Annotated in this window: 21 protein-coding genes; 11 read left to right on the top strand and 10 right to left on the bottom strand. The window is 72.5% G+C overall.

Annotation, left to right across the window (positions count from 1 at the left end; translation table 11 throughout):
- Positions 1–107: 107 nt before the first annotated feature.
- Together QFZ71_RS20685 and QFZ71_RS20690 are read right to left on the bottom strand one after the other, a co-directional pair.
- Complete coding sequence (locus QFZ71_RS20685; protein ID WP_307669669.1) at positions 108–626, bottom strand: hypothetical protein; 519 nt, start codon at positions 624–626, stop codon at positions 108–110.
- Positions 627–709: 83 nt separating this feature from the next.
- Entirely contained in the window at positions 710–1,840 is a 1,131-nt protein-coding gene (locus QFZ71_RS20690) for a magnesium and cobalt transport protein CorA (RefSeq protein ID WP_307669670.1), read from the bottom strand.
- A gap of 465 nt (positions 1,841–2,305) precedes the next feature.
- Here QFZ71_RS20690 and QFZ71_RS20695 point away from each other — a divergent pair, with 465 nt between their 5' ends.
- Entirely contained in the window at positions 2,306–2,890 is a 585-nt protein-coding gene (locus tag QFZ71_RS20695) for a suppressor of fused domain protein (protein ID WP_307669671.1), read from the top strand.
- A 144-nt stretch (positions 2,891–3,034) separates the two neighbouring features.
- Here QFZ71_RS20695 and QFZ71_RS20700 read toward each other — a convergent pair whose 3' ends face one another.
- Entirely contained in the window at positions 3,035–4,273 is a 1,239-nt protein-coding gene (locus QFZ71_RS20700) for an MFS transporter (protein WP_307669672.1), read from the bottom strand.
- A gap of 166 nt (positions 4,274–4,439) precedes the next feature.
- On the opposite strand from QFZ71_RS20700, the gene QFZ71_RS20705 reads away from it, so the two are divergent.
- The 3 genes from QFZ71_RS20705 (at position 4,440) to QFZ71_RS20715 (ending at position 6,886) form a co-directional block, all read left to right on the top strand.
- On the top strand, positions 4,440–5,117 hold the full coding sequence (locus QFZ71_RS20705; protein ID WP_307669673.1) for a DUF6758 family protein: 678 nt from the start codon (positions 4,440–4,442) through the stop codon (positions 5,115–5,117).
- A 166-nt stretch (positions 5,118–5,283) separates the two neighbouring features.
- Positions 5,284–6,150, top strand: coding sequence for a PHP domain-containing protein (locus QFZ71_RS20710; RefSeq protein WP_307669674.1), 867 nt, complete (start codon positions 5,284–5,286; stop codon positions 6,148–6,150).
- A 130-nt stretch (positions 6,151–6,280) separates the two neighbouring features.
- The gene (locus QFZ71_RS20715) at positions 6,281–6,886 is read left to right on the top strand and encodes a MarC family protein (RefSeq protein ID WP_307669675.1); all 606 of its coding nucleotides are present in this window, start codon (positions 6,281–6,283) and stop codon (positions 6,884–6,886) included.
- Between the two features lie 134 nt (positions 6,887–7,020).
- On the opposite strand, the gene QFZ71_RS20720 is transcribed toward QFZ71_RS20715, so the two are convergent.
- A complete protein-coding gene (locus tag QFZ71_RS20720) occupies positions 7,021–7,173 on the bottom strand; it encodes a hypothetical protein (protein ID WP_307669676.1) in 153 nt (50 codons plus the stop codon).
- A 207-nt stretch (positions 7,174–7,380) separates the two neighbouring features.
- Between QFZ71_RS20720 and QFZ71_RS20725 the strand changes: the two genes are divergently transcribed.
- Positions 7,381–8,292 carry an NYN domain-containing protein gene (locus QFZ71_RS20725; RefSeq protein WP_307669677.1) on the top strand — a complete coding sequence of 304 codons (912 nt, stop codon included), beginning with the start codon at positions 7,381–7,383 and terminating at the stop codon, positions 8,290–8,292.
- A 52-nt stretch (positions 8,293–8,344) separates the two neighbouring features.
- Here the strand turns inward: QFZ71_RS20725 and QFZ71_RS20730 are convergent, their stop codons facing one another.
- Positions 8,345–9,202, bottom strand: a complete 858-nt coding sequence (locus QFZ71_RS20730) for an alpha/beta fold hydrolase (protein WP_307669678.1) — start codon at positions 9,200–9,202, stop codon at positions 8,345–8,347.
- 495 nt (positions 9,203–9,697) lie between these two features.
- Between QFZ71_RS20730 and QFZ71_RS20735 the strand changes: the two genes are divergently transcribed.
- Positions 9,698–9,961, top strand: a complete 264-nt coding sequence (locus QFZ71_RS20735) for a TM2 domain-containing protein (RefSeq protein WP_307669679.1) — start codon at positions 9,698–9,700, stop codon at positions 9,959–9,961.
- 183 nt (positions 9,962–10,144) lie between these two features.
- Here the strand turns inward: QFZ71_RS20735 and QFZ71_RS20740 are convergent, their stop codons facing one another.
- On the bottom strand, positions 10,145–12,592 hold the full coding sequence (locus tag QFZ71_RS20740) for a DEAD/DEAH box helicase (protein ID WP_307669680.1): 2,448 nt from the start codon (positions 12,590–12,592) through the stop codon (positions 10,145–10,147).
- Positions 12,593–12,906: 314 nt separating this feature from the next.
- Between QFZ71_RS20740 and QFZ71_RS20745 the strand changes: the two genes are divergently transcribed.
- Positions 12,907–13,653 (top strand): ferritin-like fold-containing protein, encoded by a 747-nt coding sequence (locus QFZ71_RS20745; RefSeq protein WP_307669681.1) that lies wholly within the window; start codon positions 12,907–12,909, stop codon positions 13,651–13,653.
- 46 nt (positions 13,654–13,699) lie between these two features.
- Here the strand turns inward: QFZ71_RS20745 and QFZ71_RS20750 are convergent, their stop codons facing one another.
- From QFZ71_RS20750 to QFZ71_RS20765, 4 genes are all read right to left on the bottom strand, one after another.
- On the bottom strand, positions 13,700–13,972 hold the full coding sequence (locus tag QFZ71_RS20750) for a hypothetical protein (RefSeq protein WP_307669682.1): 273 nt from the start codon (positions 13,970–13,972) through the stop codon (positions 13,700–13,702).
- Between the two features lie 270 nt (positions 13,973–14,242).
- On the bottom strand, positions 14,243–14,470 hold the full coding sequence (locus QFZ71_RS20755) for a DUF3107 domain-containing protein (protein WP_307669683.1): 228 nt from the start codon (positions 14,468–14,470) through the stop codon (positions 14,243–14,245).
- A 139-nt stretch (positions 14,471–14,609) separates the two neighbouring features.
- Positions 14,610–15,251: a TetR/AcrR family transcriptional regulator gene (locus QFZ71_RS20760; protein ID WP_307669684.1), complete on the bottom strand. Its 642-nt coding sequence runs from the start codon at positions 15,249–15,251 to the stop codon at positions 14,610–14,612.
- A gap of 168 nt (positions 15,252–15,419) precedes the next feature.
- Positions 15,420–15,635, bottom strand: a complete 216-nt coding sequence (locus QFZ71_RS20765) for a hypothetical protein (protein WP_307669685.1) — start codon at positions 15,633–15,635, stop codon at positions 15,420–15,422.
- A gap of 118 nt (positions 15,636–15,753) precedes the next feature.
- On the opposite strand from QFZ71_RS20765, the gene QFZ71_RS20770 reads away from it, so the two are divergent.
- The 4 genes from QFZ71_RS20770 to QFZ71_RS20780 all read left to right on the top strand — a co-directional run bounded on the left by QFZ71_RS20770 (position 15,754) and on the right by QFZ71_RS20780 (position 20,394).
- On the top strand, positions 15,754–16,719 hold the full coding sequence (locus QFZ71_RS20770; protein ID WP_307669686.1) for an alpha/beta fold hydrolase: 966 nt from the start codon (positions 15,754–15,756) through the stop codon (positions 16,717–16,719).
- Between the two features lie 8 nt (positions 16,720–16,727).
- Entirely contained in the window at positions 16,728–18,242 is a 1,515-nt protein-coding gene (locus QFZ71_RS20775) for a DUF3152 domain-containing protein (RefSeq protein WP_307669687.1), read from the top strand.
- A gap of 79 nt (positions 18,243–18,321) precedes the next feature.
- Positions 18,322–18,417: an Ms4533A family Cys-rich leader peptide gene (locus QFZ71_RS30495; protein WP_317992276.1), complete on the top strand. Its 96-nt coding sequence runs from the start codon at positions 18,322–18,324 to the stop codon at positions 18,415–18,417.
- A gap of 252 nt (positions 18,418–18,669) precedes the next feature.
- Positions 18,670–20,394 (top strand): ABC transporter substrate-binding protein, encoded by a 1,725-nt coding sequence (locus tag QFZ71_RS20780; protein WP_307669688.1) that lies wholly within the window; start codon positions 18,670–18,672, stop codon positions 20,392–20,394.
- Position 20,395: the final 1 nt, after the last annotated feature.

A 20,395-nucleotide genomic window follows, 5' to 3' on the forward strand; every position in this document is an offset into this window, starting at 1 on the left:
CGCGACGTCCGGCGGCGGGCCGCGGGGGCCGGTTCGGCCGGCCGGGTCCGGACCCCAGCGCGCGGCCCGCGTCCCGGCCCGTCGTGCCCGTCGCGCCGGACAGCGGTTCAGCCCTTCCGGCGACGCTTCAGCAGCAGCCGGGGGAGCGCCGGCGGGACGGCGTTCCGGGTGGTGGCCGGGGTCGGCAGCGGGGCGGCAGCCAGGGAGGTGTCCGGGAGGGCGGTACCGACCGTCTCGGGCGTCAGCCGCGCCACCGTGCACGTGCGCGCCCACCGCTCGGGCATCGCCTCGGCGTCCGGCGCGTTCAGCCGCTTGCCCTTCAGCTCGGCGACCGCCGCCTCCCACTCCTCGGAGCGCGGTGCCAGGAAACGTACCGTCGCGGTCCAGGCGGCGATCCGGCCGCCCTTGTCCTTGCTGCGTACGGTCACCTCGGCGCGGCCCCCGTCGGCCAGGCCCTCCGGCAGCGGCTGTTCACCGGGGCCGCCGCCGACCAGGAGCGCGGCCCCCTCGTGCCAGACGTGCCAGACGGCACGGGCGGGCCCGGAGGCCCGCACCCAGACCAGACCGGACTTCTTCGTGGCCTCCTCGGCGAGGGCCCTCTCCAGCAGATCGGCGGCGTCAGTCATGGGCGCGAGCTTAGGGCCTGGCGTCGCATCGCCGCCTGCCGGGCGACGACGGTGGCGCGACGCCAGGGACCGGGCACCTGCGCTCAGAGCCAGCCGTTGCGCTTGAGGATGCGGTGGATGGAGAAACAGACCACCCCGATGACGCCGAGCACCAGCGGATAGCCGTACTTCCACTCCAGCTCCGGCATGTGGTCGAAGTTCATGCCGTAGACGCCGCAGATCATCGTCGGCACGGCGATGATCGCCGCCCAGGAGGTGATCTTGCGCATGTCCTCGTTCTGCGTGACGGTCGCCTGCGCCAGATTCGCCTGGAGGATCGAGTTCAGCAGTTCGTCGAAGCCGATGACCTCTTCCTGGACCCGCGCGAGATGGTCGGCGACGTCGCGGAAGTACTTCTGGATGTCGGGGTCGATCAGCCGCATCGGGCGCTCGCTCAGCAGCTGCATGGGCCGCAGCAGCGGGGAGACGGCCCGCTTGAACTCCAGTACCTCGCGCTTGAGTTGGTAGATCCGTCCCGCGTCCGCGCCGCGTGCGGAGCCCTTGGCCGGTGTGGAGAAGACATCGATCTCCACCTCGTCGATGTCGTCCTGCACCGCCTCGGCCACGGCGATGTACCCGTCGACCACGTGGTCGGCGATCGCGTGCAGCACGGCGGAAGGGCCCTTGGTCAGCAGCTCCGGGTCGTCCTGGAGGCGGTGGCGCAGGGCCCGCAGGGAGCCCTGGCCCCCGTGCCGGACGGTGATGACGAAGTCCCGGCCGGTGAAGCACATCACCTCGCCGGTCTCCACGACCTCGCTGGTCGCGGTCAGTTCGGCGTGCTCCACGTAGTGGATCGTCTTGAAGACGGTGAAGAGGGTGTCGTCGTACCGCTCCAGCTTGGGCCGCTGGTGGGCGTGGACGGCATCCTCGACCGCCAGCGGGTGCAGCCCGAACTCCCTGGCGATGCCCGCGAATTCGGCATCGGTCGGCTCGTGCAGACCGATCCACGCGAAGCCGCCCTCCTCCCGCACCTGGAGCATGGCCTCGTGCGGCGTCGGGGCCGCGGGCGCGGCCAGCCGGCGGCCGTCGCGGTAGACCGCGCAGTCGACGACGGCGCTGGAGGCGGACGGGTCGCGGGTGGCGTCGTACGCGCTGTACGGGGCGCCGCTGTTCTTACGGAAGGACGGACGCAGGGACGGGCGCACGGCGGCGCGCAGGTCACGGATCATCGACATGGCTGGCTCCTTCACGGAGGGCCGTCGGCGAGGGCGTGGAACAGCCCGGAATGGGGACGTGCGCTCACGTCCGCAAAGCGGGCGGCACCGCGCGGGCGCGATGACGGCGTTCGCTACAGACAGGCAAAATGCGTTGCAGGCAGGCAGAAACGAGGGGCTCTTCCGTCACGCGAACCGCTGTCGGGGAGTCGTCCGGCGGCGACGGCGATGTCGGCTCCGGGCGACCGGCGAGGTGTCGGATCAACGGGACATGCGGGGCGCGGAAGAGTGGTCGGTACTGCACGGTCGACTTGGATCCATGGCAGTCCCCACCTCCTCCGGCCGGTCCCCCGTGAGGGACGACGTGTCGTCGGGACGAAGAAGAGCGACGCTTCTGCGTGCTGTCCCGACCGGCGGCCAGGCTATCAGCCGTCCCGGGCCCAATCCCGTACTTTGCCCATTCGCTACGCGATCTATGCTCGCGGCATGGCAGAAATTCTCGCGCTGGTCGAGGCCCGGCTCGTCTCCGCGCTCGGTGAGCCGGACGCCCGCGCCGATGTGACGTTCCTCGGCACGGACCGTATCCAGGTGCTGCGCTTCCTCGACGGCGACATCGTGCGGTACGCGACGCTCGGCATGTCGGGAGCGCCGATGGCCGACCCGACCTCCCCGCTCGCCGACCCGGTGAAGGGCCCGCGCGCCGAGCTGGTCCTCTCCGTACGGGGCGGGCTCGCCGACACCGATCAGGTGCTGCGCCCGCTCGCCGTGCTGGCCGCCTCCCCGCAGGTCGAGGGGGTGATCGTGGCCCCCGGCGCCTCGCTGGACCTGGGTGAACCGCTGTGGCCCGAGGCGCCGTTCACGTCCGTCCTGGTCGCGGAGTCCGGCGGCCTGGTGGAGGACCTGGAGCTGGACGAGCCGATGGACCCGGTGCGCTTCCTGCCGCTGCTGCCGATGACGCACAACGAGGCCGCCTGGAAGCGGGTGCGCGGGGCGCAGGAACTCCAGGAGCGCTGGCTGACGCACGGTGCGGACCTGCGCGACCCGTTCCGCGCGTCCGTACCGCTCGACTGAGTCCGGCGGGGGCGCGGCGCGGGGGACGCGCCGCCGACCGGGGCGGGCCGGTCCGGGGGCGGCGGCCGTGCCGCCGTGCCGAGTCCGGTCGGGCCGGGGGCGACCGCGGTGCCGCCGCCCCCGGCCCGACCGGGTCACGGGCCGTCAGTCGGCGAGCGCCGTGACGCCGTCCTCCCTGGCGTGGACGGGTTCCAGCTCCTCCGCCTCATGGGTCAGCGCCGTACGCCGGACGCCCACGACGACCGCTCCGACGGTGGCGGCGAGCGCGGCCACCACGAACGGGATGTGGACGTCGGTCCACTCCTCGATCTTCGGGGCGAGGAAGGGGGCGGCGGCCGCGGCGAACCAGCGGACGAAGTTGTACCCGGCGCTCGCCACGGGGCGCGGCGCGTCCGAGACCCCGAGGGCCAGCTCGGTGTAGACGGTGTTGTTCATGCCGATGAACGCGCCGGAGACGATCGTGGCGACGATCGCCGTGGTGTGGCTCCCGTACCCGAGGACGAGCAGGTCGGCGGCGAGCAGGATGAGCGAGACGCCGAGCACCCTGAGCGAGCCGAATCGGCGCTGGAGGGGCGGGGCGACCAGCACGGAGAAGACGGCGAGCAGCAGGCCCCAGGCGAAGAAGACCGCCCCCGACTTGTACGGGGTCATGTCCAGCACGAACGGCGTGAAGGCCAGGATCGTGAAGAAGGCGTAGTTGTAGAAGAAGGCCGAGGCCGCCACCGAGGCGAGACCGCCGTGGCCCAGCGCCTTCACCGGGTCGAGCAAGGAGGTCTTGCGGGCGGGCTTCGGCTGTTCCTTCAGGAAGGCCGCGATGCAGAGGAAGCCGATCGCCATCAGCGCCGCCGTCCCGAAGAACGGGTAGCGCCAGCTCGCGTCGCCCAGCAGCGCGCCGAGCAGCGGCCCGCACGCCATGCCGAGGCCGAGCGCCGACTCGTACAGCAGGATCGCCGCCGCGCTGCCGCCCGCCGCCGCTCCGACGATCACCGCGAGGGCGGTCGAGACGAAGAGGGCGTTGCCCAGACCCCAGCCGGCCCGGAAGCCGACCAGCTCTCCGACGGAGGACGAGGTGCCGGAGAGCGCGGCGAAGACGACGACGAGCGCGAGGCCGGCCAGCAGGGTCCTGCGCCCGCCGATGCGGCTGGAGACGAAGCCGGTGATCAGCATGGCGAAGGCGGTGATCAGGAAGTACGAGGTGAACAGCAGCGACACCTGGCTCGGCGACGCCTCCAGTCCCTCGGCGATGGACGGCAGGATCGGGTCCACCAGGCCGATCCCCATGAAGGCCACCACCGATGCGCCCGCCGTCGCCCAGACGGCCTTCGGCTGGCGCAGGAGCCTGGCTCCCGTCGCTCCCTCGTCGAACGGATCTTCTCCCCGCATGGGCTCTCTCCTTCTCCTCCGGCCTCATCTGATCGATGCGTTATGCACAGAATAAGTTAGACAATCTAATAAATGCAAACTACATCTACTTTCCCCGGTCAAGGCCACGCTGCGGACGGGTGATCGTCCTTGACGGGACGTCCGGCGGGGAGGACGGTTGGTGGTTATGAGGGGCGAACCCAGTTGCCCGAAGTGCGGTGGCCGGGTCAGGGCGCCCGGTCTCTTCGCCGACGCCTGGCAGTGCTCCGCGCACGGCCAGGTCCACCCGCTGCAGCCGGTCATCCCGCCGAGCGTCGAGGCGCTCGGCGTCGTGGTGCACCGCGCCAGGGTGCCCGTCTGGATGCCCTGGCCGCTCCCGGTGGGCTGGCTGTTCACCGGCGTCGCCAGCGCGGGCGACGACCGCAGCGGCGGTCGCGCGACCGCCGTGGCCTGCTCCGGACCCGGCCCGCTGGGCGGCATGGGTGAACTGCTGCTCGTGGCCGAGGAGTTGGGCGTCGGACTCGGCGCCCGGTACGCCGGGATCGAGGGCCTGGACCCCGGCCCCCACCTGAACATCGACTCCGCTCCGGATGCCAAGGTCCACGCCGCCGGCCGCCCCACCCCGCTCTGGCACGTCAGGAACGCCCCGGAGGACCGGGCCGTCTTCGCCGGCGAGGCGCGGGGGCTGTGGCTCTGGGCGATCCTGTGGCCGGAGCAGTCGGGGCTCCTGATGTACGACGAACTGGTCCTGACCGACCTGCGGGACGCCGGGGGAGAGGTGGACCTGGTCCCCTGCGGCGCGCTCACCCCCCGCCTGCTCACCGCCCCGGAGGCGCCGCCGCGACAGGCGACGGGGGAGCGGTAGGGGCAGTGCGCGATGGGGACGCACGCGGTGGGGCGTACGCGGGCGGTGGGGCGATGTGCGCGGCGGGGGCGGGCCCACACGGGGCTGAGCGCGGCCGGGGGCCGGGCGCGCGGCGGTTATCCTTGAGCGGTCCCCCGTCCGCCCGCGAGCCCCGGAGTCACGCGTCGTGCGCATCGATCTGCACACCCACTCCACCGCCTCGGACGGCACGGACACCCCCGCCGAGCTGGTCGCCAACGCCGCCGCAGCGGGTCTGGACGTCGTCGCCCTCACCGACCACGACACGGTCGGCGGCCACCGCGAGGCGGCCGACGCCCTGCCCGAGGGGCTCACCCTCGTCACCGGGGCAGAGCTGTCCTGCCGCGTCGACGGCGTGGGCATGCACCTGCTGGCGTACCTCTTCGACCCCGCCGACGCCGAGCTGGCGCAGGCCCGCGAGCGCGTCCGCGACGACCGGGTGCCGCGCGCCCGGGAGATGGTCCGCAAGCTGCGCGCCCTCGACGTCCCCATCACCTGGGAGCAGGTCGCCCGCATAGCCGGGGACGGCTCGGTCGGCCGTCCGCACGTCGCCGCCGCCCTCGTCGACCTCGGCGTCGTCCCCACCGTCTCCGACGCCTTCACACCGGACTGGCTGGGCAACGGCGGTCGGGCGTACGCGGAGAAGCACGAGTTCGACCCCTTCGAGGCCGTCCGCCTGGTGAAGGCCGCGGGCGGGGTCACCGTCTTCGCCCATCCGGCGGCCGTGAAACGCGGTGCGGTGGTTCCCGAGTCCACCATCGCCGCGCTCGCCGACGCCGGTCTCGACGGCGTCGAGGTCGACCACATGGACCACGACGGGCCCACCCGTGCCCGGCTGCGCGGCCTCGCCCGCGAACTGGACCTGCTGACGACCGGCTCCAGCGACTACCACGGCAGCCGGAAGGCCGTCGAGCTCGGCGCCTGCACCACCGACCCCGAGATCTACGGCGAGATCACCCGGCGCGCCACGGGAGCCTTCCCCGTGCCGGGCGCCGGCGGAGCCGTCCGCCGCTAGCTCTCACCCACCGCACCACCCTTTTCCCCGCGCGCCCGCGCGTACCGTCGCGTGCCCGACGCACGACGGCGCCCGCCGCCCGGACCCGCGCCGCCCCCGTACCGCCCACTCTTCTCTCGCAAGGCTCACTGTGTTCGACGTCGCTGTCTTCGGATCCCTTTTTCTCACCCTATTTGTGATCATGGACCCGCCCGGGATCACACCGATCTTCCTCGCGCTCACCGCGGGCCGCCCCGCCAAGGTGCAGCGCAGGATGGCGCTCCAGGCGGTCATGGTCGCGTTCGGCGTGATCGCCGTGTTCGGCGTGCTGGGCCAGCAGATCCTCGACTACCTGCACGTCTCCGTACCCGCCCTGATGATCGCGGGCGGGCTCCTGCTGCTGCTCATCGCGCTCGACCTGCTGACCGGCAAGACGGACGAGCCGACGCAGACCAAGGACGTCAACGTGGCGCTCGTACCGCTGGGCATGCCGCTGCTCGCCGGGCCCGGCGCCATCGTCTCGGTCATCCTCGCGGTGCAGCACGCGGACGGCCTGGGCGGTCAGCTCTCGGTGTGGTCCGCGATCGTCGCCATGCACGTGGTGCTCTGGCTGGCCATGCGCTACTCGCTCGTCATCATCCGTGTGATCAAGGACGGCGGTGTGGTGCTGGTGACCCGGCTCGCGGGCATGATGCTCTCCGCCATCGCCGTCCAGCAGATCATCAACGGCGTCACCCAGGTCATCCAGGACTCCTGACCCGGCGGGACGGAAGCGGTCCCCCGCACAGCACTGCGCCCCCGCACGGACGTTCCGTACGGGGGCGCTTCGTCTTCAGTGGCGCGACGCGGCGGGCCTTCGGGCCTCACCGGGGGGCATCGGCCCGTCGGGCGTTACGAAGCCGGACTGTCGGCCGGCCGGATGTAGAGGCGCTGGCCCGTTGCCGCGGCCTGCCGCACGATCCGGTTGACGGAGGCGGCGTCCACGACGGTGCTGTCCACGGCGGTACCGTCGACGTCGTCGAGGCGCATGATCTCGAAGCGCATAGGGCTTCCCTTCGTCTGATCCTCCTGCTGGAGAACTGCTGGCGCCGGTGGGGCGTCCCACCGGCAAGACTAGGAACGCGAGGTTTCCCTCGCGTTCCACATGGGTGACAACGAGTTGCCTCCTGCAAACATTCCCTACGCTAAGGAAATTTTTTGGATGTCTAAGTACCCGGTGGTAACCGCAGCGCCACAGACCTTGAGGTCCGCATGAACGAGGGGGACCCCCGGCTCGGCGCGGGAGCCGATCTCGCCGCCCGTCTGGACCGCACCAACGAGCTGCTCCAGCGCATGCTCGTGGAGGTCGCCAAGACCCCGTCGACGCACGCGATCTTCGTGGACGCCGGCTACGTGTACGCCGCGGCCGGACTGCTCGTCACCGGCACCGAGGACCGGCGCTCCTTCGACCTCGACGCCGAAGGGCTGATCGACGCCTTCATCGACAAGGCGCGCACGATCTTCGCGGACAGCAGGCTGCTGCGCGTCTACTGGTACGACGGCGCCCGGCGCCGCATCCACACCACCGAGCAGCAGGCCATCGCCGAGCTGCCCGACGTCAAGGTGCGGCTCGGCAACCTCAACGCCAACAACCAGCAGAAGGGCGTCGACTCGCTCATCCGCACCGACCTCGAATCCCTCGCCCGCCACCGCGCCATCAGCGACGCGGCCCTGGTCGGCGGCGACGAGGACCTGGTCTCGGCGGTCGAGGCGGCCCAGGGGTACGGGGCGCGCGTGCACCTCTGGGGCATCGAGGCCGCCGAAGGGCGCAACCAGGCCGAGCCGCTGCTGTGGGAGGTCGACAGCCAGCGCACCTTCGACCTCGACTTCTGCCGCCCCTACGTCACCCGGCGGCCCGTCACCACGTACGAGGACGACACCCCGACCCCCTCACGCGAGGACGTCCGCTTCGTCGGCGCGCAGATCGCCGCGGCCTGGCTCGCGGCACGGGGCCGGGAATCCCTCGCCGATCTGCTGCCCGGCCAGCCCTATCTGCCGGGCTCCGTCGACCAGGACCTCCTCGTCGAGGCGGAACGCCTGCTCCAGTGCTCGCTGCGCGGCCACGCCCACCTGCGGCGGGCGCTCCGCGACGGCTTCTGGCAGCACCTGCAGGCGCAGTACTGACGCGTGCCGCCGAACCGTGCCAGGGCACGGGCAGACGTCCGTCAGGCGGGTGTCAGGACCCGTTCACGCCGTCCCAGAACGCGGTCAGCGCCTCGGCCGTCTCCTGCGGGCGGGCGGTGTTGGGGGAGTGCTCGGCGCCGGTGATCGTGGTGCGGCGGGCGCCGAGGCGGTGCGCCATGGAGTCGAACAGCTCCACCGGCCAGACGTCGTCGCGCTCCCCGGACAGCACGTGGACGGGCAGCCCCACGGCGGCCAGCTCGTCCACCCGGTCGGGCTCGGCCGCCAGCTGGGCCCCGGTGGCGATCAGCTGGGCCGGGTCGTGGGCGAGCCAGCGGCGGCGCAGGTCCGCGCCGTCGCCGGTGTCCGCGTCCTGCGGGGGGTCCAGCGCCCGCATCGCCTCCCACACCTCGTCCATGGACAGCACGGCCAGCGCGTCGCTCAGCATCTTCACCTTGTCCCGCTGGGCGGCGACCACCTCGGCGGGGCCCGAGGACATCAGCGTCAGCGACCGGAACGGGGTGGCGTCCCACAGGACGGCGGCGCGGGCGATCTGACCGCCGAGCGAGTGCCCGAGCAGGTGCAGCTTCCCTGTGTCCCCCTCCAGGGCCGCCGCCTGGGCGAGCACGTCGCGGGCCAACTCGGCCTGGACGTAACTCTCCTGGCGCCCCGTCCCCCGCGACTCGAACTGCCCCCGGCCGTCCACGGCGACCACCCGGTAGCCCGCCGCGCACAGCGGTTCGAGCAGGGCGACGAAGTCCTCCTTGCTGCCGGTGTAGCCGGGCAGCAGCAGGGCGGTCGCCCGTGCCGGGGCAGCCGGTACGGCGTCCAGGACGGCGAAGTCGCCGCGCTCGGTGGACAGGGCGCGTGAGCGGGCGCAGGGCGGCGGGGTGAAGGTGGGCGGACGGCTCATACGGCGAGGCTATCGCCGCCACCCGGCAGCCGCCGCCCCGGGCGGGAGGTGGCATGGCGGCAGTGGTCTCCGCCCGCGCCCGCTCCGGCCGGGTGCCGTGCCACCCGGGCCCGCCACCGCGCCCTCGGCCCGCACCGGAGAGCTTCCCCGCTCACCCGTCCCGCAGAACGGCGGTCGGACCTGTTCCGTCCCCCTCCGCCCGCCGGGTGCCTGAACCGTGACGGTCCGGTCCTCCTCGCCCGTGGTCCGCGGCGTGGCGTGATCAGGCACAGGACCGGGTGCCCCGGTTGATCCGGTGGTCGGAGTGCGCAATTGCCGTGATTGATCACGAAGCGGGCACGATCGCCGGTCGCCCCTCTCGGTGGGGCCGCGATCTTCTTTACCCTGTCATGACACAGGGGGCTTGAGTCTGCGCTGTTCGGGCGCGGCTTCCTCCTGGCTCAGGCCGGAATGTTCTCTTCCGGTTGCTCTTCCGCTCACCCAGGAGATATCCCCATGACCACCCCCGCTCCGGACGCCCCTTACGGCTTCGATCCGCAGGGCCGCCCCTACTCCGACAAGTCGAAGGTCGTCGCCGGCGTCCTCCAGATTCTTCTGGGAGGTCTCGGCATCGGACGCTTCTACGTCGGGTCCATCGGTGTGGGCATCGCCCAGCTCCTCACCTTCGGTGGTCTCGGCGTCTGGGCGCTGATCGACGGCATCCTCTACCTCACCAGCAATGACCGCACCGACAAGCAGGGCCGGGTCCTCCGCCCCTGATCCGCCACCGCTCCGCGCGGCCACCGAGCCGACCCTGCCGGGCGGCCCGCCACGACTCCGCCCCGTCGATCATCGGATCGACGGGGCGGAGTGCTGTGGACCAGCCGGTTCGGGTACGGCCCCGCACCGGCGAACTGTGTCCGCGGATGCGAGGCCGTCCCTGGAGCGGTGTCGCCGGAAGCGTCAGCTCTCGGTCGTCGTCGCGGCGCCCGCCGGGCGGGTGGCCCGACGACGTCGCGTCTTCGGCGCGGCGGCGGCCTCGCTCACCACGGCCTCGGCGGCGGAGACCACGGCGGCCTCCGGGGTCGCGGTCGCGGTCGCGGCGCCCGCCGGGCGGGTCGCCCGGCGGCGGCGCGGCTTGGCCTCCGCCTCGGCGGCCGGGGCCTCGGCGGCGACCGCCGAGGAACTCTTGGCGGTGGCCTTCTCCACGGGCTCCGAAGCCGTCTCCGCCTTGGCGCGCGACTTCGTCGTCCTGGTCGCCCGTGCCTTCGGCTCGCTCACCACGGCCTCGGACTCGGCGCTCTTGGCCTCGGCCTTCGCCTTGGCCTTCGACTCGGCCTTCGCCTTCGACTCCGTCTTTGCCTTCGGCTCCGTCTTCGACGTGGCGCGAGCCGGGCGGCGGCGCGTCTTGGCCTCGGGCTCCGGCTCGGCGGCCGGGGCGATCTGGAAGTCGACCTCGTCGGCCGGCTTCACGATCCGGGCGCGGCGGCGAGGCCGGGCCTTCGCCTCGGGGGCCGGCTCCGTGATGCCCGCGGCGACCGCCACGGTCTGGAACTCGGCCGGGGCCGACGCGGCCGGAGCGGTGGCGGGCGCGGCCGCCTCCTCCGCCACCGGCTTCGCGGCGCGGCTGCGACGGCGGCGCGGCTTCGTCTCCGCGACGGCCTCGGCCACCGGCTCGGCCGCGGGGGCCTCAACCACCGGCTTCACGACCGGCTCGGCGACGGGCGCGGCCTCGGCCACCGGCTTCGCGGCCGGCGCTGCCTCGGCCACCGGGGCGGGTACCACCGGGGCCTCGGCGACGGCCACGGCTGCCTCGGCGGCGCTGACGCGGGTACGGCGGCGACGGCGCGGGGTACGCGGAGCCTCGGGCGCGTCGTCCTCACCGGCCGGGGCGGCCGGAGTGGCCTCCTTGGCGGGTGCGGGCACCGTGGCCGCCTCCGCCTCGACGCCGGATCCGCCGCGGGTGCGGCGGCGCTGGCGCGGTGTACGGGTGCGGGGCTCGCGCTCCTCATGCTCCTCGCGCGCCGGAGCGGGGGCGGCGGACTTGCGGCCGCGGCCGCCGGTCTCACCGAGGTCCTCGACCTCCTCGGCGCGCAGGCCGGCGCGGGTCCGCTCGGCGCGCGGCAGCACGCCCTTGGTGCCCGCCGGGATGCCCAGCTCCTCGAAGAGGTGCGGCGAGGTGGAGTACGTCTCGGGCGGGTCCGGGAACTTCAGGTCCAGGGCCTTGTTGATCAGCTGCCAGCGCGGGATGTCGTCCCAGTCGACCAGCGTGATCGCGATGCCCTTGGCGCCCGCGCGGCCGGTGCGGCCGATGCGGTGGAGGTAGGTCTTCTCGTCCTCCGGCGACTGGTAGTTGACGACGTGGGTCACGCCCTCGACGTCGATGCCGCGCGCGGCGACGTCGGTGCAGACCAGGACGTCGACCTTGCCGTTGCGGAAGGCGCGCAGCGCCTGCTCGCGGGCGCCCTGGCCGAGGTCGCCGTGGACCGCGCCGGAGGCGAAGCCGCGCTTCTCCAGCTGCTCGGCGATGTCGGCGGCCGTGCGCTTCGTCCGGCAGAAGATCATCGCGAGCCCGCGGCCGTCCGCCTGGAGGATGCGCGCGAGCATCTCGGGCTTGTCCATGTTGTGCGCGCGGTAGACGTGCTGGACCGTGTTCTTGACGGTCGTGCCCTCGTCGTCGGGCGACGTGGCGTTGATGTGCGTCGGCTGCGACATGTAGCGGCGGGCCAGGCTGATGACCGCGCCGGGCATGGTGGCCGAGAACAGCATGGTCTGGCGCTTGGGCGGCAGCATCGTGATGATGCGCTCGACGTCGGGCAGGAAGCCCAGGTCCAGCATCTCGTCGGCCTCGTCGAGGACGAGCCCGCGGATGTGGGAGAGGTCGAGCTTGCGCTGGCCCGCCAGGTCCAGGAGGCGGCCCGGCGTGCCGACGATCACGTCGACGCCCTTCTTGAGCGCCTCGACCTGGGGCTCGTAGGCCCGGCCGCCGTAGATCGCGAGAACGCGGACGTTGCGGACCTTGCCGGCGGTGAGCAGGTCGTTGGTGACCTGCTGGCACAGCTCACGGGTGGGGACGACGACGAGCGCCTGCGGGGCGTCGGTCAGCTGCTCGGGCTTGGCGCGCCCGGCCTCGACGTCGGCGGGGACGGTCACCCGCTCCAGGAGCGGAAGACCGAAGCCGAGCGTCTTGCCGGTGCCGGTCTTGGCCTGGCCGATGACGTCGGAGCCGGAGAGGGCTACGGGGAGCGTCAGCTCCTGGATGGGGAAGGGGGACGTGATGCCGACCGCCTCAAGGGCTTCGGCCGTCTCGGAAAGAATACCGAGGTCTCGGAACGTAGTCAGGGTGCTGCCTCTTCTGTGAGACGCGGTCCGAGGCGAACGCTGGGGGTCGTACCGTGCCGGGTTGGTCATCCGGCCGTGGATGGGCCGGGTGGCGCGGGACCACTGCCGTCGCTCGAGCGCTCGTGCCGCTGAGGGGGCCCCTCATCTGCCGCCGTACATGTCGTACGCACCGCGTGGAGGGCTGTCGGGTCGGAGCCGATCGGGCCACCGACCGGGCATCCTCATTCAAGGGCGCGCCTCTGGCACAGCACAGTGCTCAGTAAGCGCAATACCACTGTACCCCGGATTCGCGCATGTGTGTCGGACGAATTCATCGGAACGGTATGGGGTCCCTGGCTGACCAGGCCCTTCCGCCCTGCGCGGAGAGGGCTATCGTTCCGTTCATGGAGACGCCAGACCACGCCACCGAAGCCCCCGCAGACCTGTCCGAAGCCACCGGGATCGCCGCCCGGGACTGGGCCACCGCGGCCGCCGACCCGCAGTACCGCGCAGCCGTCGTGGACCTGCTCGGCGCCCTCGCCTACGGAGAGCTGGCGGCCTTCGAGCGGCTGGCGGAGGACGCGAAGCTCGCCCCGACCCTCGCGGACAAGGCGGAGCTGGCGAAGATGGCCACCGCCGAGTTCCACCACTTCGAGCAGCTCAGCCGCCGGCTGGCCGCCGTGGAGGAGGACCCGACCGCCGCGATGGAGCCGTTCGCCAAGGCGCTCGACGACTTCCACCGCCAGACCGCTCCGTCCGACTGGCTGGAGGGCCTGGTCAAGGCGTACGTCGGCGACTCGATCGCTAGCGACTTCTACCGCGAGGTCGCGGCCCGGCTGGACACCGACACCCGTGCTCTCGTGCTGTCGGTGCTCGACGACACGGGCCACGGGAACTTCGCCGTGGAGAAGGTGCGCGCCGCCATCGAGGCCGACCCGCGGGTCGGCGGACGCCTCGCGCTGTGGGCGCGCCGCCTGATGGGCGAGGCGCTCTCGCAGGCCCAGCGGGTGGTCGCCGACCGCGACGCCCTCTCGACGATGCTGGTCGGCGGCGTCGCGGACGGCTTCGACCTGGCCGAGGTGGGCCGGATGTTCTCCCGGATCACCGAGGCCCACACCAAGCGGATGGCCGCGCTGGGGCTGGCCGCGTAACCCCGTGCCCGCATGACCCCAGCGCTGTGCCCGCACGACCCCCGTGCTACTGGGCCGCCGCCGACCGGGTGAGGCGGCGGCCGCGGGGCCTGATCAGGAGCGACAGCGTCACCGCCCCCACCGGCACGGCGCCGATCAGCGTCGCCAGGGCGTGGCCGGGTCCCAGGGCCGCATGCGTCAGGTAGGCGCCGAACAGGGCGCCCAGCGTGCCGGTGAGATACACCGCACGGGCGGAGGGCAGCCGGTCGGACAGTGATCGCAGCGCCACCCAGGACAGGGCCAGTCCGAGTACGGCGGCGCCGAAGGATTCCCAGATCACAGAGGATCACCTCGCGGGGGTGTGCGGGGCGGGCAAATCGGTCGTAGGGCGTCCTACCCCCCGCCCGCGCCGGGCAACCCTCCGGCGGCCTCCGCAACTCGTACGGGATCCCGCCCCGACCTGCTGCGGGACACCCGCGCCACCCGCTGCGAGGAGCCCGTGCGCCGGGACGGCGGAGGAGCCGCACACGGCACGGCGCGGAACAGCACAGGAGCGGCCCGGCGGGAAGATTCCCGCCGGGCCGCTCCCATGGTCGACGCGTCCGGTGGACTACAGCGCCCCGAACCCCACCCGCCGGGTGGTCGGCTCACCGATCTCCACATACGCGATGCGGTCGGCCGGCACCAGGACCTTGCGGCCCTTGTCGTCCGTGAGGCTGAGCAGCTCCGCCTTGCCGCCCAGTGCAGCGGTGACCGCGCTCTCGACGTCCTCGGCGGAAAGCCCGCTCTCCAGAACGATCTCGCGGGGCGAGTGCTGCACCCCGATCTTGACCTCCACGGCTATGTCCCTCCGACGGTCAGTCCTCGCGCGGCGAACCGCGCCGTACGCAGCCACATTAGCCCGGCGGGAGGGACGCTCAGGGCCCGACCGGCAACGCCCGCAGCGAACACGGGTCCGGGTGTCGCCCCGGCGGGGGTCAGTGCTGCTCGACGCCGTGCAGCGGGAAGCCCGCGATGCCCCGCCAGGCCAGCGAGGTGAGGAGCTGGACCGCCGTGTCGCGCGGGATGGGGGACCGGCTGGAGAGCCAGTAGCGCGCCACCACCTGGGAGACGCCGCCGAGCCCCACCGCCAGCAGCATGGACTCGTCCTTGGAGAGGCCCGTGTCCCCGGCGATCACGTCGGAGATGGCCTCGGCGCACTGGAGCGAGACCCGGTCCACCCGCTCGCGCACGGCGGGCTCGTTGGTCAGGTCGGACTCGAAGACCAGCCGGAACGCGCCGCCCTCGTCCTCCACGTACGCGAAGTAGGCGTCCATCGTCGCCTCGACGCGCAGCTTGTTGTCGGTCGTCGAGGCCAGCGCCGTGCGCACGGCCTGGAGGAGCGATTCGCAGTGCTGGTCGAGCAGGGCCAGGTACAGCTCCAGCTTTCCGGGGAAGTGCTGGTAGAGCACCGGCTTGCTGACTCCGGCCCGCTCGGCGATGTCGTCCATCGCGGCGGAGTGGTAACCCTGCGCGACGAAGACCTCCTGCGCGGCGCCCAGCAGCTGATTGCGTCGGGCGCGGCGGGGCAGGCGGGTGCCCCGCGGGCGCGCCGCCTCTGTCTGCTCGATGGCTGTCACGCCGCCTCCCAAATATGTGTTCCAGCACAGCCGGTCCGTGCACGCTGCGCCGTACAGCCATCGTACTTTTGGGTAACCGGGCTGCGCGTGGCGCGGACGCAGAATTTCACGGACCGGACGGCTGCGGAAGCCACAGTTCTCCCTGGTCGGGGGGCAAAGCGGGGCGTATTACCGGTAATCGTCCTCATCCAGCGGGATCACCCGGCGCTGTTCCGCCATGTCCGCCTCATCGGCGACCGCGGGGTCGACGTCTCCGGCCCGCTCGTCGTCCTCGGGCCGGACATCCGCGCGCTGCTCGGCGGCGTCCGCCTCCGGAGCCTCGGGCCCCGGCTCGTCCGGCTCGACGTCCTCGAAGGTGTCCGGGTCGCTCGGGTCGACCGTCATGTGCCGCTCCCTTCCTGTCGTTCCCCATGAAGCCTAGGAGTTACCCGTCTACCCCGCGATACGGGCTTGTGACGGCGAACACATGATTCATGGCGTGATCGTCTCGTAACATTGGCGCATGTCTTCGACCGAGCTGCCGGGTGCCCGGGCCGCCGCCGCAGCGGTGGCCCCTGCGGTCAGTGCCGTCCGGGTCGCCGACGGCGAACGGCTGCGCACCGTTTCCCTGCCGGGGCTCGGTCTGAACGTCCGCTGCCGGCCGGGCGACCGGACCGGGCTGCCCCCCGCGCTGTACGTGCACGGGCTCGGCGGCTCGTCCCAGAACTGGTCCGCGCTGATGCCGCTGCTGTCCGGTGTGGTCGACGGGGAAGCCGTCGACCTGCCCGGATTCGGGGACTCGCCGCCGCCGGACGACGGCAACTACTCGGTGACCGGACACGCTCGCGCGGTGATCCGGCTGCTGGACGCGGAGGACCGCGGCCCCGTCCACCTCTTCGGCAACTCGCTGGGCGGCGCGGTCGCCACGCGGGTCGCCGCCGTCCGCCCCGACCTGGTGCGCACCCTCACCCTGGTCTCGCCCGCCCTGCCCGAGTGGCGGGTCCAGCGCCCGGCCGTGCCGACCGGCCTGCTGGCGGTGCCGGGGGTCGCCTCCCTGTTCTCCCGGCTGACGAAGGACTGGACGGCGGAACAGCGCACCCGTGGAGTCATGGCACTCTGTTACGGCGATCCGGCACGGGTCTCCGAGGAAGCCTTCCGCCACGCGGTGGCCGAGATGGAGCGCCGGCTGGGACTGCCGTACTTCTGGGACGCGATGACGCGTTCGGCGCGGGGCATCGTGGACGCGTACACGCTGGGCGGCCAGCAGGGGCTGTGGCGCCAGGCCGAGCGGGTGCTCGCACCGACCCTGCTCGTGTACGGCAGGCGGGACCGGCTCGTCTCGTACCGGATGGCGCGCAGGGCGTCCACGGCTTTCCGTGACGCCCGGCTGCTGACGCTGCCCGACGCCGGGCACGTGGCGATGATGGAGTACCCGGAGGCGGTCGCCCAGGCGTTCCGGGAACTGCTGGACGAGAGCGGCGGGAGCTGATCCGGGGCGTGGGACGACACAGTCGAAAGGGATCCGGGGCGATCGGCCCGGACGCGGCGGAACCGGCCGCCGAGCGGGCCGCGGCGCCTCCGGCGTCCGGCACCGGCCGACGCCGGCGGACCGCGCCGGCCGGCGACCGGCGGGACGTGTTCTCCCCGCTGACCGGTGACGGGCAGGGCCCGTTCGCCGCCGACGCCCCGCAGGTGCGCGGCGGCCACCCCGAACAGCGCGAGCAGGGCGGCGGCTGGGGAGCCGGTCCGGTCTCCCGTCCCGGCCAGGGGCACGCCGCCCCCGCGCCGCACGCGTATCCGCCCCGCCCGTACCCCGGTCAGGACCACCGCTCCGGGAGCGGCGACCACCGTTCCGGCGGTGGCCGGCCGCCCTCCGGCGGTCCCGGTGTCCAGGACGCCGACGGCCGGCCGTATTCCGGTTCCGGGGTCCGGGACGGCGACACCCGGCGGCAGGCCGTGGCCCGTCAGGTCTCCGCGCAGCGCGCGGCCCAGCGCGTCGCGGACGGCCGGGCGGCGCGGCAGCGGCCGGCGCCCGACGGCCCCCCGGTGCCCGGCCCGCGCCGGGAGTTCCTGGAAGCCTTCGACGCCGACGCCCCGGAGAGTGCGCCCGCCGCGCCGCCGCCCACGGTCCCGGACGGGGCCGACGAGGCCGGGGCGGAGGCGCCGGAGTCCGACGAGCGCCCGGCGCCCCGGAGCGGCCGGGGCCGGACGTGTACCGGGATCGCCGCCGCGGCGGTGACCACCGTGCTCGCCGTCGTGGTGGCCGGGCAGGTCGCCGAGGACTCCGGCGACCGTGCGGCCGCCGCGCGCGCCGCCGGTATGGAGCGCAAGGGCCTGACCGAGGAGGCGTCCCGCTCCGACAACCGCCCGACCCCCAACCACGCCTCGCGCAAGCCCGAGGTCAAGCCCCTCTCGTACGCGGCCAAGATGGCGCAGCCGTTCCCGCTCGCCGCCGATCTCCGGGGGAGCGGCGAGTTCGAGGCGGTGCCCGGAATGGCGAAGGCTCCGGGGAAGGGGCACAAGCGCACCTACCGGATCGACGTGGAGAAGGGGCTCGGCCTCGACGCCGGACTGTTCGCCGAGGCCGTGCAGAAGACGCTGAACGACGACCGGAGTTGGGCGCACAACGGTGCGATGACCTTCGAGCGGATCTCGTCGGGCCAACCGGAATTCGTGATCACGCTCGCCAGCCCCGGCACCACCGGCGACTGGTGTGCCAAATCCGGTCTGGACACCACGATCGACAACGTCTCGTGCGATTCCGCCGCGACCGACCGCGTCATGATCAACGCCTACCGCTGGGCCCGGGGCGCGGTCACCTTCGGTCCGGACAAGATGCTGTCGTACCGCCAGATGCTCATCAACCACGAGGTCGGCCATCGCCTCGGTCACAACCATGTGAGCTGCCGCACTCCGGGCGCGCTCGCTCCGGTGATGCAGCAGCAGACCAAGAGCCTGGAGCTGGAAGGCATCAAGTGCAAGCCCAACCCCTGGGTGTACCCCAAGAGTTGAGGCGAGCCGGTCCGGATGCTGAGACGACCGTCCACTTCCGCTTTGACAGCGGTCGGGGCGGTCGTTCATATTTCTCGGCATGTCGCGCAGCCCCGCACCTTCCGAGATCGCCGCCCTTGAGCTGGCGCTTTTCGGCGTGACCGGGCACTGCGTCGCCGACGTTCTCTGTAGCTGACGCCTGTCCGAGCGCGCGTCGGCCCCTTTTCTTCCTTCTTTCTCCGTGAGTCCTTTTCCGGCTCCGGCGGGCCCCTGACTGCCGCGCCCGGACGTATTCCGTCCGCAGGCGCGGCTTTTCCCTTTCCAGCTCCTTTTCCGGCTCCCTTTCCGTTCTCCGGGAACGGGTTCCGTGCCCTGGTCGGCCGACGCCTGCGCGGACATCGCTTCCTCCGCATTCTTCGCACGCCGTACTCCGAGAGGTCATCTTCCGATGCGTCAACCGTCCGTCATATCCCGCCGCGTGGCAGCCTCCGCCGCGGTCCTCGTCCTGGCCGCGGGCGTCGCGGCCTGCGGCCCCGAGGACACCGGCAGCGCCGCCGCCGGCTCCGGGGCCGAGGGCACACCCCGCAAGGGTGGCACCCTCACCGTCCTCAACAGCAACCCGCAGCAGGACTTCGACCCCGCCCGGCTCTACACCTCCGGCGGTGGCAACGTCCCCTCCCTCGTCTTCCGCACCCTCACCACCCGCAACCGCGAGGACGGGGCCGAGGGCGCGAAGGTCGTCCCCGACCTCGCCACCGACCTCGGCACGCCCAGCGAGAACGCCACGGTGTGGACGTACACCCTCAAGGAGGGGCTGAAGTACGAGGACGGCACCCCGATCACCTCGGCCGACATCAAGTACGGCATCGAACGCTCCTTCGCCGCCGAACTCTCCGGCGGAGCCCCCTACCTGCGGGACTGGCTGATCGGCGGGGCCGACTACCAGGGCCCGTACAAGGACAGGAAGGGGCTCGACTCCATCGAGACGCCCGACGAGAGGACGATCGTCTTCCGGCTGAACAAGCCCGAGGGCGAGTTTCCCTACCTCGCCACCCAGACCCAGACCACCCCGGTCCCGCAGGCCAAGGACACCGGAACGAAGTACGAGGAGCACCCGGTCTCCTCGGGGCCGTACAAGGTCGTCTCCAACGAGAACGACGGCGAACGCCTCGTCCTGGAGCGCAACCCGCACTGGTCGGCCACGACCGACGAGGAGCGCAAGGCCTACCCCGACCGGATCGACGTGCGCTCCGGGCTCGACTCCGCCGTCATCAACCAGCGCCTCTCCGCCTCCCGGGGCGCGGACGCCGCGGCCGTCACCACCGACACCAACCTCGGCCCCGCCGAACTCGCCAGGACCGGCAGCGACAAGAAGCTCGCCGCCCGCGTCGGCACCGGCCACTTCGGCTACACCAACTACCTCGCCTTCAACCCGAAGGTGAAGCCCTTCGACGACCCGAAGGTGCGCCGGGCGATCTCGTACGCCATCGACCGCACCTCGGTCGTCAACGCGGCGGGCGGCTCCTCCCTCGCCGAACCCGCGACCACCTTCCTGCCCGAGCGGGACTCCTTCGGGCACGTCCCCTACGACCACTTCCCGGCCGGGAAGACGGGCGACGCCGCCCGGGCGAAGGAACTGCTGAAAGAGGCCGGATACGGGAAGGGCCTGACCGTCACGCTCACCCACTCCAACGACAAGGACTTCGAGACCAGCCCGGAGATCGCCACCGCGATCCAGGCAGCGCTGAAGAAGGCCGGCATCACCGTCGAGCTCCGGGGCCTGGAGAGCAACGACTACTCCGACACCATCCACAGCGCGAAGAAGGAGCCCGGCTTCTTCCTCGCCCACTGGGGAGCCGACTGGCCCTCCGGCGGCCCCTTCCTCGCCCCGATCTTCGACGGCCGGCAGATCGTGAAGGACGGCGCCAACTTCAACACCGGCTTCCTGAACGACCCCGAGGTCAACCGGGAGATCGACGCGATCAACCAGCTCACCGACCTCGAGGCCGCCGCCGCCCGCTGGGGCGCGCTCGACAAGAAGATCGGCGCACAGGCCCTGACCGTCCCGCTCTTCCACCCGGTCTACAAGCGGCTGTACGGCGAGGACGTGAAGAACGTCGTCATCAGCGACTGGACCGGTGTCCTCGACGTCTCCCAGGTCGCGGTCAAGTAAC

The organism is Streptomyces sp. V2I9 (assembly GCF_030817475.1).
Classification (GTDB): Bacteria; Actinomycetota; Actinomycetes; order Streptomycetales; family Streptomycetaceae; genus Streptomyces.

What these genes read in the sequence shown, in the direction of transcription:
- QFZ71_RS20705 (WP_307669673.1), top strand. Translation starts at nt 4,440, where the DNA reads ATGAGGGGCGAACCCAGTTGCCCGAAGTGCGGTGGCCGGGTCAGGGCG.
- QFZ71_RS20700 (WP_307669672.1), bottom strand. Translation starts at nt 4,273, where the DNA reads ATGCGGGGAGAAGATCCGTTCGACGAGGGAGCGACGGGAGCCAGGCTC.
- QFZ71_RS20695 (WP_307669671.1), top strand. Translation starts at nt 2,306, where the DNA reads ATGGCAGAAATTCTCGCGCTGGTCGAGGCCCGGCTCGTCTCCGCGCTC.
- QFZ71_RS20730 (WP_307669678.1), bottom strand. Translation starts at nt 9,202, where the DNA reads ATGAGCCGTCCGCCCACCTTCACCCCGCCGCCCTGCGCCCGCTCACGC.
- QFZ71_RS20735 (WP_307669679.1), top strand. Translation starts at nt 9,698, where the DNA reads ATGACCACCCCCGCTCCGGACGCCCCTTACGGCTTCGATCCGCAGGGC.
- QFZ71_RS20740 (WP_307669680.1), bottom strand. Translation starts at nt 12,592, where the DNA reads ATGACCAACCCGGCACGGTACGACCCCCAGCGTTCGCCTCGGACCGCG.
- QFZ71_RS30495 (WP_317992276.1), top strand. Translation starts at nt 18,322, where the DNA reads ATGTCGCGCAGCCCCGCACCTTCCGAGATCGCCGCCCTTGAGCTGGCG.
- QFZ71_RS20745 (WP_307669681.1), top strand. Translation starts at nt 12,907, where the DNA reads ATGGAGACGCCAGACCACGCCACCGAAGCCCCCGCAGACCTGTCCGAA.
- QFZ71_RS20685 (WP_307669669.1), bottom strand. Translation starts at nt 626, where the DNA reads ATGACTGACGCCGCCGATCTGCTGGAGAGGGCCCTCGCCGAGGAGGCC.
- QFZ71_RS20770 (WP_307669686.1), top strand. Translation starts at nt 15,754, where the DNA reads ATGTCTTCGACCGAGCTGCCGGGTGCCCGGGCCGCCGCCGCAGCGGTG.
- QFZ71_RS20690 (WP_307669670.1), bottom strand. Translation starts at nt 1,840, where the DNA reads ATGTCGATGATCCGTGACCTGCGCGCCGCCGTGCGCCCGTCCCTGCGT.
- QFZ71_RS20720 (WP_307669676.1), bottom strand. Translation starts at nt 7,173, where the DNA reads ATGCGCTTCGAGATCATGCGCCTCGACGACGTCGACGGTACCGCCGTG.
- QFZ71_RS20780 (WP_307669688.1), top strand. Translation starts at nt 18,670, where the DNA reads ATGCGTCAACCGTCCGTCATATCCCGCCGCGTGGCAGCCTCCGCCGCG.
- QFZ71_RS20725 (WP_307669677.1), top strand. Translation starts at nt 7,381, where the DNA reads ATGAACGAGGGGGACCCCCGGCTCGGCGCGGGAGCCGATCTCGCCGCC.
- QFZ71_RS20765 (WP_307669685.1), bottom strand. Translation starts at nt 15,635, where the DNA reads ATGACGGTCGACCCGAGCGACCCGGACACCTTCGAGGACGTCGAGCCG.